Origin of the sequence: Nocardia flavorosea (genome assembly GCF_015477805.1) — a bacterium.
Classification (GTDB): domain Bacteria; phylum Actinomycetota; class Actinomycetes; order Mycobacteriales; family Mycobacteriaceae; genus Nocardia; species Nocardia flavorosea_A.
Map to the genome: position 1 here is coordinate 894,656 of NZ_JADLQL010000002.1, position 14,860 is coordinate 909,515.

Here is a 14,860-nt window from a genome sequence, read left to right on the forward strand (position 1 = left end):
GAAACCTGACCTTTCATTCCGCCAGCGCCGCGAGCGCGGCATCCAGCAGCGTCGACTCCACCACATCATCCCCCGCGTCCGGTGCTATCTCGTTCGAAATCAGGGCGACGGTCACCACCTCCATGGCCGCGCTGGCCCGCAGCAGTCGCACCGGTGTGGGTTCGGGACCGGCCAGCCAGTCCCGTACGGCCTTGTGGGCGTCCACTATCACGGGGTACTGATCGGCCACCGCGTTGATGATGGCCACGGCATTGCGGACCATCATCTCCCCGGCATCCCGGTTCCGGATCATGGCCCGGATATAGCTGCGCAGCACCGCGCGGCGGCCCTCGGGATCGGGCGCCGGCATAGCGTCGACCTCGTCGGCCAAGGCGCGTAATTCGTCCAGTAGTGGATTGATGACAGCGACCAGAAGGTCGAGTTTCGACGAATAATGATAGTAGAGCGACGGTTTTGTGATTCCGACCGCATCTGCTACCTCGCGCAGGCTGGCCTGTTCGAAGCCTTTGTCCACGAACAGTCGCACGGCGGCGTCCAGGATGGCCTTCTTGGTGTCCCGACCTGCGGTAACGTTCTCGTCAGTGCGCCGATTCGCCATGCTCGGTCCTCTCGTTCTCCCGGCCGTCGAACACGGTAGGCGACCGGAAGTCGAGCTTGTTCCTCCGTTTAACCTACCGGTAGTCTACCTACCGTACGGTAGATAGATGGCGTCCACCGTGTAGGCGGACCTCCCACGATTACGCGACGCGAGGCCGCACCTCCAAAGCGTGATCCGGTCCGCGAAAGCGACGTCGGCCGTCAGTTCGTCACAGCAGAAGCACATACGACCAAACCGTCTCGGCCTCGCCTAGGAGAAATCCCTCGTGTCCGTATTCCTGTACAGATGGGGAAAGTTCGCTTTCCGCCGGAAGTGGATAGTGCTGCCCATATGGGCGCTGATACTGGTGTTACTCGGCGGGGCCGCGGGCGCGCTGGCCAAACCGTTCCAGGACAGCTTCGAAATGCCGGGCCTGCCCTCGGAACGGGCCACGGCCATTCTCGAAGAACATATGCCGCAGATGGCGTCGATGTTCAGCATCGACGCCGTCACCGGCCAATATGTCATTGCCGCACCGAACGGCACATTGACCGACGAACCCAATATGACGGCGCTGAACGCACTGGTCCAGCGGCTGAACGAACTCGACATCGTCGACCACACCGAACCGGTCGTCAACCCGGTCACCGCGACCGCGATGATGCCGGCCAGCCAAGAAGCCGCCGCCGAACAGGCCGCCGCAGCCGCCACCCTCGAGCCCGGCCAGGCCCCGCCCATGCCGGAACCGAACTGCCTCGACGGTCGGGACTCCCCCGATTTCAAGGCCCTCTGCGGCGGTGCGCCGCTGAACGTGCTCAGCGACGACCGGCCGCAAACGGTCGCCGTAATCGACGTGAAATTCACGATGCCGAGCTTCACCGACGTCACCGAGGAGCACCGGCAGGCGGCCGAGGCCATCGCCCAGGAGGGCCGCAACGCCGGACTCACCGTCGAGATGAGCGGCGCCATCGCCCAGACCCAGCCCGAAACCGGGCAGGCCGAAATGATCGGTATCGGGGTCGCGCTGATCGTCATGATCATCGCCTTCGGCGCCATCGTGGCCGCGTTCGTACCCATCGTCACCGGAATCGTCGGCGTCGCCTGTGCGGGCGCACTCATCCTCACCGGCACCTCACTGACCGAGGTCCCCACCTTCACGCCGATCCTGGCATCGATGATCGGCCTGGCGCTGTCCATCGACTACGCCCTGTTCATCGTGTCCCGGTACAAACACGAACTCGTCGTCCAGGATTCGCCGGAAGAAGCCGCCGGGGTCGCGGTGGGCACCGCGGGTTCGGCCGTCGTCTTCGCCGGGCTGACCGTGGTGGTCGCACTGCTCGGCCTGTCCGTTGTCGGGATCGGCTTCCTCACCATGATGGGTATCGGCGGCGCCATCGCGGCCGGGTTCGCCGTGCTCGCGGCCACCACCCTGATGCCGGCCCTGCTCGGCGCGCTCGGCAAATCGCTGTTCAAACCTGAACTGCCGCTCATCGCCCAGCACGATCCCGAGGACGACAACTCGGTCACCAACGGCATGCGTTTCGCCCGGCTCATCGCCCGGGTACCGGTGCTCACCCTGATCCTCAGCGCCGTGGTGCTGGGCGCGCTGGCCGCCCCGGCCACCCAACTCAACCTCGGCCTGCCCGGCGGCGACAGCATGCCGGAGGACTCTTCGGTCCGCAAAGCCTACGAACTGCAGACCGCGGGCTTCGGCGAAGGTAAGAACGGCACGCTCGTGGTAGCCGTGGACCTCTCCGAAACCCCCGCCGACCAGCGCGAAGCCGCTCTCACCGCACTCCGCGACAAACTGGCCGGCTACGACGGCGTGGACTACCTCAGCGTCGCGCAGCCCAGCCGGGACGGCCAGGCCGCGCTCTTCCAGGTGGTACCCGAAACCGGGCCCAACAGTGCCGAAACACAGGATCTGGTCGAACACGCCCGCGACGCCGAAGCCGCACTGCAGGACCAGTACGGCATGGAATACGGCATCACCGGCCAGACAGCCATCTACGCCGATGTCAACAGCGTGCTGCTCGACAGCATCATCCCGTACATGGCCATCGTCGCGGTGGCGGCGTTCATCCTGCTGCTACTGGTGTTCCGGTCGATCCTGGTACCGCTCACCGCCGCGCTCGGCTTCCTGCTCTCGATGGCCGCGACCTTCGGCGTCACGGTGCTGATCTTCCAGGAGGGCGCCTTCGGCCTGGTCGACGACACCCACCCGATCATCAGTTTCCTGCCCATCGTGCTGATCGGCCTGGTATTCGGCCTCGCCATGGACTACCAGGTCTTCCTGGTGACCCGGATGCGCGAGGAATACGTGCGCGGCAAGGAACCGAAAGAAGCGATGGTCGACGGCTACCATCACGGCGCCCGCGTGGTCGCCGCCGCGGCCGTCATCATGATCTCGGTCTTCGGTGGTTTCATGCTCTCGCCCGACATCACCTCCAAGTCCATGGGATTCGCGCTGGCCGCAGGCGTTTTCTTCGACGCCTTCCTGGTGCGGATGGTGCTGATTCCCTCACTGCTGGTGCTGCTCGGCAAATGGGCCTGGTGGATGCCGGCCTGGCTGGACCGGATCCTGCCGGATATCGACGTCGAAGGGTCGAAGCTGCGCGAACTCCAGGATCGCGCCAAGACCGAAACCGCCGAGGAACCCGCCGGAGTCTGATCCAGGCGATACGCAACCGGCCGGCACTCGTGTGGGTGCCGGCCGGTTGCGTTCACCGCCGCCGACCGGCACCCGCCGAAGGACGCCGGCCGGGCGAAACCAGCGGCAACGGTGCGCGGCACCCACACATATCCCAGCGAGCACGCACCCTCGGCGGCTGCTACCGGTGCCGGGACCGACTCGGTAGGCGGGACCACCGCGGTTCCACCGGGTGCGATGGTGGACACCGGTATCGGGAGCCGGCTACCTATCCCGCCAACGCGGACAGGCACTCACTCGCCCGCGCGAGCCGACTTGATGACCATGAGCACATGCCGTTCGATGCGGGCAGGTAGACGGGCCGGTCAGCGCCAATCGGGCAACGGCGGCAGCTCTGCCGGCAAGGTCTCGTCCGCACCACGACCCAGCAGCCAGGCCAGCAGTGACGCGGCCGGTGCCGTCACCTTCCGGTCGCAATCACCGGTGCCGACGGTCGCGCCGAAACCGGTGTCGGTGGCCTGGATTTCGAACGGTTGCACGTCCGGGCGCGCACCCAGATCGGCGGCGACCTCCGCGAGCAGTTCCGCCACGAAGTCCGCCGGCCAATCCGCCGGGACGTAACCGGCGTTCAAATCCACATGGTGGATCCGTAACTCCTGCAACCGCATCCAGGGAATCCGATACGCCGGTAACGGCCGGCCCTGCCTGGTGCGGACCTCCACCTGCCACTGCTCGGCAGTAGGTACTCGCGCCATTCCGATCAGCCGCTCCGCCGATTCGACCAGGTCGGCCCGCTGTTCGCCGAGCGGACGCGGCGCCCCCAGCTCGATATCGGTATCGCGCAGCGCGGCACTCGCGTACTGCGGTGTCTCGACTCCGGTATGCGCCCAGAGCAGCAGATTGACCAGGCTGTCGGCATTACGTGAGATATGCGCCAGCACATGCCCCCGGGACCAGCCGGGAAGCGCGGACGCGCCGGTGAGCGCCGCGTCGTCGAGCGTGTCTACGGTGACGAGCAGTTCGGTGGTCGCCTCGGCGACCTGCTCCATCCGGCTGGTGAGCGATTCGATGAGATCCCTGGCCACGACACCGACCCTAATGCTGTGCCGTCACGGCATGCCACGAATGACCTTCGCTTCAGCGCCCCAGAACTGCTTGGACCCGGTCCGCGGCACATACCGGGTCTTCGTGTTCCCATATCCGCACCACCTGCCAGCCCGCATCGACCAGCGCCGCGTCCGTGGCCCGGTCGCGCGCGACATTGCCGGCCAGTTTCTCCGCCCACCAGGCCGCATTGTTCTTCGGGTCGGTCGCATGGAGTGGGCAACGATGCCAGAAACAGCCGTCCACATAGACCGCCACCCGACGCCGCGGAAACACCAGATCCGCGCGCCGCCGCTGCCCCCGGATCGGCGCCCGGTCCACGAAGTAGCGGATACCGCGCCGGTGCAGTTCCCGCCGCAAGGCCAGTTCCGGCGCAGTATGCGCCCGCCGCTGCCGCGACATCCGCGCGCTGGTCACCGGGTCGGTGGCCGGGCGGTGGCTGCTGCGGGCGGGGTCGCCGGTCATGCCGCCGAGCCGCCCATTCGCACCAGATGCGCCTGCACATCGTCGAGGAAGCCGGCCGGGAAACGCAGTGTTCCCATCCCGGTCCGGCGCAGGAAACCGGCCGTCGCCCGGGCCGAGAGCAACCGCGTATCGGACAGGAAGAACCGCAGGTCCTCATAGGGTTCGTGGACCGGCCACGGCGACAGCGGCACCTCGAACACCTGACCGGAATGCCCCCACGCCGCCCCCGGCCACGCACTTCCGGACGGCAGCGGAATATGCCCGGGAATCGGTTCACCCGGTATCCGCAACCGCGACCCCACCCACGACGCCATCCGCACACTCACCGCATTTCCCACCAGCCGCCACCGCTGACCGGGCCGGAAACCCGGTACCGCCAGCGCCGGTTCGGTCCAGCCGGGGGCGAACCCCTGGAGCCGTTCCCCGTCGGTGATCCCCGGCGTCACTATCTCCCCCGAAGGCAACCGCACCGCGGGCGCGCTCGGGATACCGAGTCCCGACCCGCCTTTGAGTGTGGGCACTGCGTTGACCACCCAGCCCAGACCACGGACGCCTTCGGTCCAGTAGAAACCGCACGGGTCGCTCTCGACGCAACCCAGCAGTCGCGGACCGGCCTCGTCGGCGAACAGAACGGTGCGCGGATCCTCGGTTCGGGAAGCCAGCATGAGCACCCGGTTACGCCGCTGCGGCAGGCCGAACGCCCGCGCGTCCACCACCCGATAGGCCCAGGTGTAGCCGAGTTCTTCGAGAGCGGCGGTGATATGGCGCATGGCCGCACCGCGTCCGAGTTGCAGCATGAACGGCACGTTCTCGATCAGTAACCAGCGCGGCCCACGTTTGCGCCGTACCAGCCGGAACACATGGTCGACCAGACTCGACCGGGTCCCGGTGATTCCGGCGGTGCGCCCGGCCTGAGACAGATCCTGGCACGGGAAACCCGCCGCCACCAGCTCGGTTTCCGGCGGCAGCGCACGTAACCGGGTGATATCCGTGCGGAGTTCGGCATCGGGGAATCGCGCCGCCAGTACCGCCCGCGCACCGGGGTCGATCTCGCACAGCAGTGTGCTGTCCCAGCCGTGCGCCGACAGCCCGAGCTCCAGCCCTCCGATCCCGGCGAAAAGCCCCACCATCCGCGCGCCCGTCACGAGGTCCTCTCTCCATCCGGTCCGGCTCCCGAAGCGAGATTACTCCGCGCGTCCGGCCGGTCCGCCGGGTCCGGGTGAGCACTCGCACACCGACCGGCCGGACCACCGCTGACCGGCGCGAACGATACGGTCCGCGTCCGCGAGTCGATCATCACCACCCGAGAACCGTTACGCGGCAATACCATCGAAAGCGCTGGTCAAAGCCTATATAGGGCGCTTTTTCGATCCCCGGCGCACGGGTTGTGGTCTGGCAGGATGGGCGCCATGAGGTATCGCGTCGGCCTGGCCACCGTCGTATCGGGCGCCGTCGCCCTGTGCGGCGCTGTCGCGCCCGGCGCAGCGCAGGCGGATCCCGACGGGCTGCACACCGCGCCCACCCAACCCGGCACCGGATCCGCGGAAGACCCCGGCCCGGTGGAACGCCCGGAGGCGGTTCGGGCACCACGGGCAGCCATCGTGGGCGTGGAACCGGTGCACGACCGCCTGATGCGGGTGTTCGTCGACTCGCCGGCCATGCATCGCACCGTGCAGGTCCTGGTCCTGCTACCGGCCGACCGCAGCAAACCCCGCCCCACCGTCTATATGCTCGACGGCCGCAGCACTCAGATCGACAGCAACAACTGGCTCGACCGCGGCGGCGCCGCCCAGTTCTACGCCGACAAACCGGTGAACGTGGTCTTCACGGTCGGCGGCCCCGCCAGTTTCTACACCGACTGGCAGCGGCCCGACCCAGTACTGGGCATCAACAAATGGGAGACCTTTCTCACCGAGGAACTACCGCCGCTGCTCGACGCCGAATTCGCCGGCAACGGCCGCAATGCCGTGGTCGGAACCTCCATGGGCGCCGAAGGGGCCATGATGCTGGCCATCCGCAAACCCGAACTCTATTCCGCCGTCGGCGCCCACAGCGGCTGTTTCTCCACCGGCACCGACCTCGGCCAGGCGCAGGCCCGCATGGTCGTCTCGACCTTCAAGGGCAACCCGGAGAACATGTTCGGCCCGCCCGACGATCCGGCCTGGCTGGCCCACGATGTCACCCTGCACGCGGAAGCGCTGCGTGGGAAGAAGCTCTACCTCTCCACCGGCAGCGGACGCCCCGGTGTGCACGATGTGCTGACCAACCCCGAAACCCCGGTGAGCGTGCTGATGGGCGGCCCACTGGAAGCCGCCACCGATTTCTGCACCCGCCGGCTGGCCCAGCGCCTCGACACACTCGATATCGACTACACCGCCCACTTCCGCCCACACGGCACCCACTCCTGGCCGTACTGGGCCGACGAACTGGTCGCCTCCTGGCCCACCATCTCCGCGGGCCTCGGTATCGACTGAACCGCCTCGTACGACCGGGCGCGGGCGACCGAGGGCTGCCGGCGAGACTGCACCCCTGCGGCAAGGTTGCGTGCCGGCTCGGTCAGGCGCCTGTGAAGCGGGCGACCGTCTCCGCGGCCGTGGCGAACTGCAGGAACAGATCGTTTTCGTGCGGATCGCCCGCGGTGACCCGCACGCCCTCGCCCGCGAACGGCCGGACCAGCACGCCTGCTTCCGCGCTCGCCTCGGCGAACTCGGTCGTCCACGCGCCCAGATCGATCCAGACGAAATTCGCCTCGCTCGGCGGCACGCGATACCCCGCGGCCAGCAGGCCGGCGCGCATCCGGTCCCGTTCCGCGATCACCGCGTCGGTGCGGTCGAGCAGTTCGTGCTGGGCCTCCAGCGAAGCCATGGCCGCCGCCTGCGCCACCCGGCTCACGCTGAACGGGATATGCACCTTCAGCAGCGCCGCGATCACTTCCGGCGCGCCGACCGCGTACCCCACCCGCAGACCGGCCAGGCCGTACGCCTTCGAGAACGTGCGCAACACCACCACATTCGGCCGTGACCGGCCCAGCTCCACACCGTCGGGGTGATCCCCGGGAATGCGCAGGTACTCGTAGTACGCCTCGTCCAGCGCCACCAGCACACCGGCCGGCACCCGGTCCAGGAACCGGGTCAGTTCCGCCGCGCCCGCCGCGGTACCGGTCGGGTTGTTCGGATTGCAGATGAACACCAGCCGCGTCCGGTCGGTGATCGCGGCCGCCAGGGCGTCCAGATCGTGCACGTTGTCGCTGAGCGGCACTGTCACCGCGGTCGCGTTACCGACCTGCGTGATGATCGGGTACGCCTCGAATGAACGCCATGCGAAGAGCACCTCGTCGGCAGGGTCGGAGCAGGTTATCTGCACCAGTTCCTGACACAGCGCCACACTCCCGCAGCCGACCGCGACATTGGCCGGCGCGACGCCGAGAAACTCCGCGAGTGCTGCTCGTAGTTCGCCGGACTGATTGTCCGGATACCGGTTGGCCAGCTCCACCGCCTCGGCGACGGCTTTGCTCGCGGCGGGCAGCGGACCGATGGTCGTTTCGTTGCTCGCCAATTTGACCGCGCCGGGATGGCTGCGGCCGGGAACGTACGCCGGAATGGAATCGAGGTCCGGCCGGATGTGCGCGGTCACGTATCGAGCTTAGTTCCGATCTCGATCGCGCCACGTTCGGGCTGTTCACCTGCTAGTTCTTCCCGCCCCGCCGATATCGCCCTACGCTGGGAACATGTCGGGCACTTATGACGATATCGCGCCCCTGCGGCGCCACGAGCCGGAACCCACCGGCCCCGATCAGGAGCCGGCAACCGCCGCCACCAGGCCCGCAACCGACGAACACGTACCCATCACGGTGATCGAACCGGAGGGCTACGCCCGCGGCGGGATCGTGCTGCTGCACGAATCCCGCGAGTTCACCGGATCGTTGCTGGAGTTGATGCGCGCGCTCGCCGGCGAAGGCTGGCTGGTGGTCGCACCGAACCTCTTCCACCGGGCCACCGCCTCGTCGGCCGGGGTTTTCGGCGACGAACTGTTCGAAGATTTCGACGCCTGCTTCGATTGGCTCACCCACCGCGGGGTCTTCCCCGACTGCATCGGCGCCCTCGGTTTCGACACCGCCGGCACCGCGGCCTTCCTGGTGGCGACCAACCGGCCGATCGGCGCCGCGATCAGCGTGGCCGCCCCCGGCATCTCCGCCCCCCTGGCCGAACAGGCCGAAGCCCTCATCACCGCCGCCCCTCGGCTACAGGCTCCCTGGCTCGGCCTGTTCGGTGCAGAACCCACCACTCCCGCCGACGAGGTCGACCGGCTCCGCGACGCCACCGCCCGCGCCGCGGTCGCCAGTCTGGTGGTGACCTATCCCGGCCGGCTGCACCGCGCCGACCGCCCCGGCGACAACGAGGACGACGCCGACGAACTCGTCGACTCGCAAACCCGCATCTTCGACTGGTTCGACAGCCACTTACGCTGATCAACCAGCCGTTTTGCAGTTTCGACCCAAGCTCGGGTAGCCTTTCTGCTCGGCGGTTCGAAAGGACCGGTGCCCTCGAAGAGAAGGCTCCAGGAGGCGTGCCAGAGCGGCCGAATGGGACTCACTGCTAATGAGTTGTCCCTTCACGGGGACCGGAGGTTCAAATCCTCTCGCCTCCGCCACACCCGGTTCACCGGGTGACAACTGAATAACGCGTATGCGCCCGTAGCTCAACGGATAGAGCATCTGACTACGGATCAGAAGGTTAGGGGTTCGAATCCCTTCGGGCGCACTCCACTCGATGACCGGCCCATGCCCAGCAACGGCGTGGGCCGGGTCTCGTTTCATCATATTTTGTGGGGCGCAGCCCCCACACCCCACCCGGCGGGCTTTGCCCCCGGACCCCCACGGATGGTTGCGTTTCGTAGAAAATCGCTCGGCAAGTGGGCCGCAGCAGCGCAGTGAAGCGAAGTCGGCCCCTGTTCAGGCCCTACCATTATTCCTCTTAAGAATATTCCGCCGATGATATATTCTGGTCATGTGGCGGATCGAGTACTCCGAGGAAGTGGGAGCACGTGGCTGCAATCGCTGAGCGCCGCCGATCTCGCGGCTGCTCAGCGCAAGCTCGACCTATTGGCCGCCGAAGGCCCGATGTTGCACATGCCGCACGCGAAGTATCTCGGACAGAAGCTGTACGAGCTGCGATTCGCCGCGGAAGGAGTCAACCGGCGCATCACCTACACGTTCGATCCACCGCGGAAAGTGATCACCTTGACCACCTTCCGCAAGCAACGGCAGAACGAGGTTCGTGAGGTCGCTCGTGCACGCAAGGCTTTGAAGCGCTACCGCGCGGCACGGCCGGAGAACGACGAGGGAAAAAAGGAGGACCGATGAACACGATGAGCCATGACGAGGTGTTCGGCGCCCGGCTGGCACAGATGACCGATGCGGAGCGCGCCGAGTACGAAGCTGCCTACGAAGAGGCAGGCTTGGCGCTCCGGATGGCCGAGTTGTTCTATGCCGCGCGTACCGGTGCCGGATTGACCCAGACCGAACTCGCCCGCCGTATGGGGACCACGCAACCCACGATCGCCAAGATCGAGGGCGGCGGACGCGTACCGACCGTCGACATGCTCGACCGACTTGCCCGCGCGGTCGGCCAGCGCCTCGAGGTCTCACTGGTCGCATAAACCAGGAAACGGCGTGATGTAGCCACGGGCATGTCGAGCAGCCCGAACCCGATCATTCATGCCGATCGACCGTGGGCGAAGTTCTGCGACTACCTGAGGCATACATATGCCGACCATCAACAAGCACACCGACAACACGGACTAGACGACCTCGATCCCGCGGTCACACCAGTGGGTGGCCCCACCGAAGTGTCCCGTCGTCGATCTGTGATCGTAACGACCTACAAAACCAATCCCGTTTCGAATACCATAACGGTATGGCTACACAGCAGATTGCGGTACGGATACCGGAAGCACTAGTCCAGTTCGTCGATAGCGAGGTCGCGGCCGAACACGCGGCCTCGCGCGCCGATCTCATCGCCCGCGCGCTGCGCCGGGAACAACGCCGACTCAAGGCCGAACGAGACGCGGCAATCTATGCCGCTCTCGCGGGCGAGCCGGACGAGTTCGAGGCAATGACGGCACATGCCTCGCGCACACCGCTGGATATCGACTGATGCGGGCGATCCACACAGCGCGGCTGGACAAGATGCGGCCGGTACTCGTGCTCACCCGTGAAGCGGTGCGGCCGGTCCTGCGCAAGGTCGCGATCGCACCGATCACCGGTACTGTGCGCGGGCTGAGCACCGAAGTCGCGGTCGGCCCCCGCAACGGGCTCGACAAGCCCTCGGTGGTCAGTTGCGACAACATCCAGACCATCGCCACCGAGGACCTCGGGAAACTGATCGGGTACCTGTTCGATGACCAGGAACCTGCACTGGCAACCGCAATCATCGAGGCGTTCGACCTCGATGCCGAGCACGTTCCCTAACAGCGCACGAGCACCCAAGACCGGTTTCGACCTTCGATATCTGCGGCCTGGTGGCCGGTCAAGCAGCCAAGGTGCCCACGATCGGACACCAACCGGACCGAGAAGATCAGCGATTCGCAGCCCAGACGCCGACCACGGTCATCGGGCCATGCGCGATCCTCGCCCACAAACTCCGCTCCCCCTGACCTGGGTACGGGCGTTGTATCCTCATCCCTGTCCCGAGGTGGTTGCCGAATTTCGCCATACAGGATCAAGAGGCGCCGGCGCTGCGTGCCGCCGCCCACGCTGCGACGCGCAGCGCGCTCCCTGAACGGCGGTCGCCGGCGCGTCGGCGGCACGCTGCGCCGTCACCACCGATCCGCGATTGCTGAATTTTCTATAGCCGGAGAAGTGTGGGCACGACGAGAGCCGTACCCGGCTTATCTCCCGCAGTAAGCCCACGCCGACGTCGAAAGTCCGTACCGGCGTTGCTTGTACGGCCGCAATCCCTGCCCAGGTCATTCCCGCGCGCTGGCGGACGTCGGATTGCGCGCCACAGTCGTCGGATTCGAGTTCGTCTTACGACGGCTGCAAGCCGTTGTCCTCGACGGCCCATCGCCCAGCCTCGACCTCAGCCGGCGACTTGTTCCCGGTTGCCGCCGGCCAGCAGGTTCGAATCCAGCCAACCGGCGGTCTTGCCCACCGACAAACTGGAAGTTACTCTCAAAAAACAGTAACTTCCAATAAAGAGAGGCTGTCATGTCGGCCCTGCTCTATCGGATCGGGCGATACAGTTTTCGCGCTCGACGACTCGTTCTCCTGCTCTGGGTGCTCCTCGTAGCTGTCCTGGGCGTGGGCGCGGCCACCTTGGCCGCGCCGTCCGCGACGACCTTCAACCTGCCCGGAACGCAATCCCAGGAAGCTTTCGATCTGCTCGAAGAACGGTTCGCCGACCTTCCCCTCGACGGCGGGTCGGCGCAGATCGTGTTCGTCGCCGAGAACGGCACGGTGACCGATCCCGCACAGCGCCGCAGGATCGACGAGGTGGTGCATGCGGCTGCGGGGGCAGCGGAGGTCGCCGGTGTCACAGGGCCGTTCCAGAACGGGCTGATCTCGGCGGATCAGCGGATCGCGGTCGCCGAGGTGACCTATGCGGTCTCCTTCGAAAGCGTGCGTGATTCGAGCCGCCAAGAGCTGATGGAGCTGGTCGAGCGGAGCGGTTCGACGGATCTGCGCATCGCGGTGGGCGGAGACGTGATGGAGCTGATGCCGGATGTGAGCAAAGAACTCATCGGCCTGCTCGTCGCCGCCGTGGTGCTGGTGATCACGCTCGGCTCCCTGGCCGCCGCGGGAATGTCGTTGATCGCCGGGGTCACCGGCGTAATGGTCGGGCTGCTGGGCATTCTCACCGCCACGGCGTTCATGGACCTCGGTGTCACCACCCCGATCCTCGCGCTCATGCTCGGGCTGGCCGTCGGTATCGACTACGCGCTGTTCATCGTTTCCCGCTACACCCATGAACTGTCCCGGAACACCGACCCCGGGGACGCCATCGGACGGGCGGCGGCCACGGCCGGATCCGCGGTGCTCTTCGCCGGGATGACCGTGGTGATCGCGCTCGCCGGGTTGAGCGTGGTCGGGATCGGGCTGCTCACCGAAATGGGTCTCGCCGCGGCGGCGACGGTGGCCGTCGCCGTGCTGGTGGCGCTCACGTTGCTGCCGGCACTCCTCGGATTCGCCGGGCACCGGGTACTGCGGCGCGGGCAGCGAGAGCAGCCTGTGGAAGCTGCCGAGAAGACCGGCCGAGCCCTCGCACCGCACTGGGCGTCGCTGACCACCCGGCGGCCGGTGGCGACCCTGGCCGTCGCGCTGCTCGGCCTCGGCCTCCTGGCCCTCCCCGCGCTGGACCTGCGACTCGGCATCCCGGACCAAGGCACCTACCCGGAACACACCACCCAGCGCCAGGCCTACGACGCAATCTCCGAAGGTTTCGGTCCGGGATTCAACGGGCCCCTGCTGGTCGTCGTCGATCTGGCCGGCTCTTCGCATCCCAGAGACACCGCGGAGCGGGTCCATACGGAATTGGCCGGGACCGAGGGGGTTGCCCTGGCCGCGCCACCGGAGTTCAACACGGCCGGTGATACCGCAATCATCGGCATCGTCCCGCGCGGTGGCCCCGACAGCGAGGAAACCGAACAGCTGGTGCAGCTGCTGCGCGGCAACGTCACGGATACCGTGGCGGCGTTCGGGGCCAGGATCGCCGTCACCGGAACCGCGGCCATCATCATCGATTTCAGCGACCGGATGGCCGACGCCTTGTGGACCTACCTCCTGGTGGTCATCGGCCTGTCGTTCGTCCTGCTGATGACCGTGTTCCGGTCGATCGTCGTCCCGCTCAAAGCGACGCTGGGTTTCCTGCTCAGCCTCGGCGCGACCTTCGGCGTCATGGTGGCCGTATTCCAGTGGGGCTGGCTGGAATGGCTGGGCATCCACACCACCGACGTCGTGGTGAGCATGCTGCCGATCTTCATCATCGGCGTGGTGTTCGGCCTGGCCATGGATTACGAAGTGTTCCTGGTGACCCGGATGCGGGAGGAATACGTGCACGGCGCTGCGGCGACCGCGTCGATCCGGACCGGTTTCGGGCACGGAGCGCGCGTCGTGTCCGCCGCCGCGATCATCATGGTGAGCGTATTCGGCGGGTTCGCCTCCGGCGATGCCAGCGATATCGTGCAGATCGGTGTTGCGCTGGCGGCTGCCGTGGCCGTGGATGCCTTCGTGGTGCGGATGACCATCGTCCCGGCCGTTCTCGCGCTGGTCGGCGACAAGGCGTGGTGGCTGCCGAAATGGCTGGACCGGATCCTGCCGGACCTGGATGTGGAGGGCCGCAATCTCGGCGGTGATCCCGGACAGAACGCGGGCGCGGAACCTTCGCGGTCGTTTGTCGAGCCGGTGGAAGGTTCGGCAAGATGATCCTATGAGTACCGGTGGCCTGCGAGAACTCAAGAAGAAGCGCACGCGTGAAGCCATCCAGGATCACGCCTTGCGCCTCTACCGGGAGCAGGGGTACGCGAACACCACGCTGGAGGAAGTGGCGGCGGCTGCGGAGGTCTCGCCGAGCACGCTGTTCCGCTACTTCCCCACCAAACCGGATACGGTGCTGTTCGACCGGGTGGACCCCATTTTCATCGAGAAGTTCCTCGCAGAGCCCGCCGAACTACCGCCGCTGCAGGCCGCACGCAACGCGCTGGTCGCCGTACTGAACAGCACAGACGTCAATATGGCCGCGCTGGAAACCACTCGGATGAAACTCATCGCCACGGTGCCGGAGCTCCGCGCGGCCGTGGTCACGAAGGTCGAGACGGATATGCCGCCGTTCATCGAGGCATTCGCTCGCCGGATCGGCCGAGCACCCGATGATCCACGTGTCCGGTATTGGACCGGTGCCGTCGCGGGTGTGGCAGTGATGGCCTATCTGCGTGCGGTCGACAACGACGAGGACATCTACACCGTCGTCGACGAAGCCCTGGAGTTCCTGGATAACGGAATGCCGCTCTGACACAGCAGAACCGCCGCCCGGCCGAGGCGCGGGTAGCGGTTCTCCTGGGCTACCGGG

Annotated in this window: 14 protein-coding genes and 2 tRNA genes; 11 read left to right on the forward strand and 5 right to left on the reverse strand. The window is 66.7% G+C overall.

Annotated elements, in window-relative coordinates; translation table 11 throughout:
* Window positions 1-13: 13 nt before the first annotated feature.
* Window positions 14-598 carry a TetR/AcrR family transcriptional regulator gene (locus IU448_RS13035; RefSeq protein WP_195055790.1) on the reverse strand — a complete coding sequence of 195 codons (585 nt, stop codon included), beginning with the start codon at window positions 596-598 and terminating at the stop codon, window positions 14-16.
* Window positions 599-863: 265 nt separating this feature from the next.
* On the opposite strand from IU448_RS13035, the gene IU448_RS13040 reads away from it, so the two are divergent.
* Window positions 864-3,248, forward strand: coding sequence for an MMPL family transporter (locus tag IU448_RS13040; protein ID WP_195055791.1), 2,385 nt, complete (start codon window positions 864-866; stop codon window positions 3,246-3,248).
* Window positions 3,249-3,592: 344 nt separating this feature from the next.
* Here the strand turns inward: IU448_RS13040 and IU448_RS13045 are convergent, their stop codons facing one another.
* From IU448_RS13045 to IU448_RS13055, 3 genes are read right to left on the reverse strand one after another with little or no spacing between them, the layout of a single operon-like run.
* The gene (locus tag IU448_RS13045; RefSeq protein WP_280459321.1) at window positions 3,593-4,312 is read right to left on the reverse strand and encodes a maleylpyruvate isomerase family mycothiol-dependent enzyme; all 720 of its coding nucleotides are present in this window, start codon (window positions 4,310-4,312) and stop codon (window positions 3,593-3,595) included.
* Window positions 4,313-4,364: 52 nt separating this feature from the next.
* Window positions 4,365-4,796, reverse strand: coding sequence for a very short patch repair endonuclease (locus tag IU448_RS13050; protein ID WP_195055792.1), 432 nt, complete (start codon window positions 4,794-4,796; stop codon window positions 4,365-4,367).
* The gene (locus IU448_RS13055) at window positions 4,793-5,926 is read right to left on the reverse strand and encodes a DNA cytosine methyltransferase (protein ID WP_195056289.1); all 1,134 of its coding nucleotides are present in this window, start codon (window positions 5,924-5,926) and stop codon (window positions 4,793-4,795) included. The genes IU448_RS13050 and IU448_RS13055 overlap by 4 nt, the downstream gene beginning before the upstream one ends.
* Window positions 5,927-6,205: 279 nt before the next feature.
* Between IU448_RS13055 and IU448_RS13060 the strand changes: the two genes are divergently transcribed.
* A complete protein-coding gene (locus tag IU448_RS13060; RefSeq protein ID WP_195055793.1) occupies window positions 6,206-7,270 on the forward strand; it encodes an alpha/beta hydrolase in 1,065 nt (354 codons plus the stop codon).
* A gap of 82 nt (window positions 7,271-7,352) precedes the next feature.
* Here IU448_RS13060 and hisC read toward each other — a convergent pair whose 3' ends face one another.
* Entirely contained in the window at window positions 7,353-8,429 is a 1,077-nt protein-coding gene (gene hisC / locus IU448_RS13065) for a histidinol-phosphate transaminase (protein ID WP_195055794.1), read from the reverse strand.
* 94 nt (window positions 8,430-8,523) lie between these two features.
* Between hisC and IU448_RS13070 the strand changes: the two genes are divergently transcribed.
* The 9 genes from IU448_RS13070 (at window position 8,524) to IU448_RS13110 (ending at window position 14,803) form a co-directional block, all read left to right on the forward strand.
* Window positions 8,524-9,264 (forward strand): dienelactone hydrolase family protein, encoded by a 741-nt coding sequence (locus IU448_RS13070; protein ID WP_195055795.1) that lies wholly within the window; start codon window positions 8,524-8,526, stop codon window positions 9,262-9,264.
* A gap of 92 nt (window positions 9,265-9,356) precedes the next feature.
* Window positions 9,357-9,446 (forward strand) — tRNA-Ser (locus IU448_RS13075).
* Window positions 9,447-9,483: 37 nt separating this feature from the next.
* A tRNA-Arg gene (locus tag IU448_RS13080) sits at window positions 9,484-9,556 on the forward strand.
* A gap of 248 nt (window positions 9,557-9,804) precedes the next feature.
* Window positions 9,805-10,158: a type II toxin-antitoxin system RelE/ParE family toxin gene (locus tag IU448_RS13085; protein ID WP_324188583.1), complete on the forward strand. Its 354-nt coding sequence runs from the start codon at window positions 9,805-9,807 to the stop codon at window positions 10,156-10,158.
* Window positions 10,155-10,454, forward strand: coding sequence for a helix-turn-helix transcriptional regulator (locus IU448_RS13090; protein WP_324188584.1), 300 nt, complete (start codon window positions 10,155-10,157; stop codon window positions 10,452-10,454). Before IU448_RS13085 ends, IU448_RS13090 begins: the two co-directional genes overlap by 4 nt.
* A gap of 257 nt (window positions 10,455-10,711) precedes the next feature.
* Window positions 10,712-10,951: an antitoxin gene (locus tag IU448_RS13095; RefSeq protein WP_195055796.1), complete on the forward strand. Its 240-nt coding sequence runs from the start codon at window positions 10,712-10,714 to the stop codon at window positions 10,949-10,951.
* Complete coding sequence (locus IU448_RS13100; protein ID WP_195055797.1) at window positions 10,951-11,265, forward strand: type II toxin-antitoxin system PemK/MazF family toxin; 315 nt, start codon at window positions 10,951-10,953, stop codon at window positions 11,263-11,265. Before IU448_RS13095 ends, IU448_RS13100 begins: the two co-directional genes overlap by 1 nt.
* 807 nt (window positions 11,266-12,072) lie before the next feature.
* The gene (locus IU448_RS13105) at window positions 12,073-14,217 is read left to right on the forward strand and encodes an MMPL family transporter (RefSeq protein ID WP_324188585.1); all 2,145 of its coding nucleotides are present in this window, start codon (window positions 12,073-12,075) and stop codon (window positions 14,215-14,217) included.
* A gap of 4 nt (window positions 14,218-14,221) precedes the next feature.
* Complete coding sequence (locus IU448_RS13110; RefSeq protein WP_195055799.1) at window positions 14,222-14,803, forward strand: TetR/AcrR family transcriptional regulator; 582 nt, start codon at window positions 14,222-14,224, stop codon at window positions 14,801-14,803.
* Window positions 14,804-14,860: the final 57 nt, after the last annotated feature.

Coding starts and splice junctions, on each gene's coding strand:
- IU448_RS13035 (WP_195055790.1), bottom strand. CDS start 598: ATGGCGAATCGGCGCACTGACGAGAACGTTACCGCAGGTCGGGACACC.
- IU448_RS13050 (WP_195055792.1), bottom strand. CDS start 4,796: ATGACCGGCGACCCCGCCCGCAGCAGCCACCGCCCGGCCACCGACCCG.
- IU448_RS13055 (WP_195056289.1), bottom strand. CDS start 5,926: ATGGTGGGGCTTTTCGCCGGGATCGGAGGGCTGGAGCTCGGGCTGTCG.
- IU448_RS13060 (WP_195055793.1), top strand. CDS start 6,206: ATGAGGTATCGCGTCGGCCTGGCCACCGTCGTATCGGGCGCCGTCGCC.
- IU448_RS13070 (WP_195055795.1), top strand. CDS start 8,524: ATGTCGGGCACTTATGACGATATCGCGCCCCTGCGGCGCCACGAGCCG.
- IU448_RS13090 (WP_324188584.1), top strand. CDS start 10,155: ATGAACACGATGAGCCATGACGAGGTGTTCGGCGCCCGGCTGGCACAG.
- IU448_RS13095 (WP_195055796.1), top strand. CDS start 10,712: ATGGCTACACAGCAGATTGCGGTACGGATACCGGAAGCACTAGTCCAG.
- IU448_RS13100 (WP_195055797.1), top strand. CDS start 10,951: ATGCGGGCGATCCACACAGCGCGGCTGGACAAGATGCGGCCGGTACTC.
- IU448_RS13110 (WP_195055799.1), top strand. CDS start 14,222: ATGAGTACCGGTGGCCTGCGAGAACTCAAGAAGAAGCGCACGCGTGAA.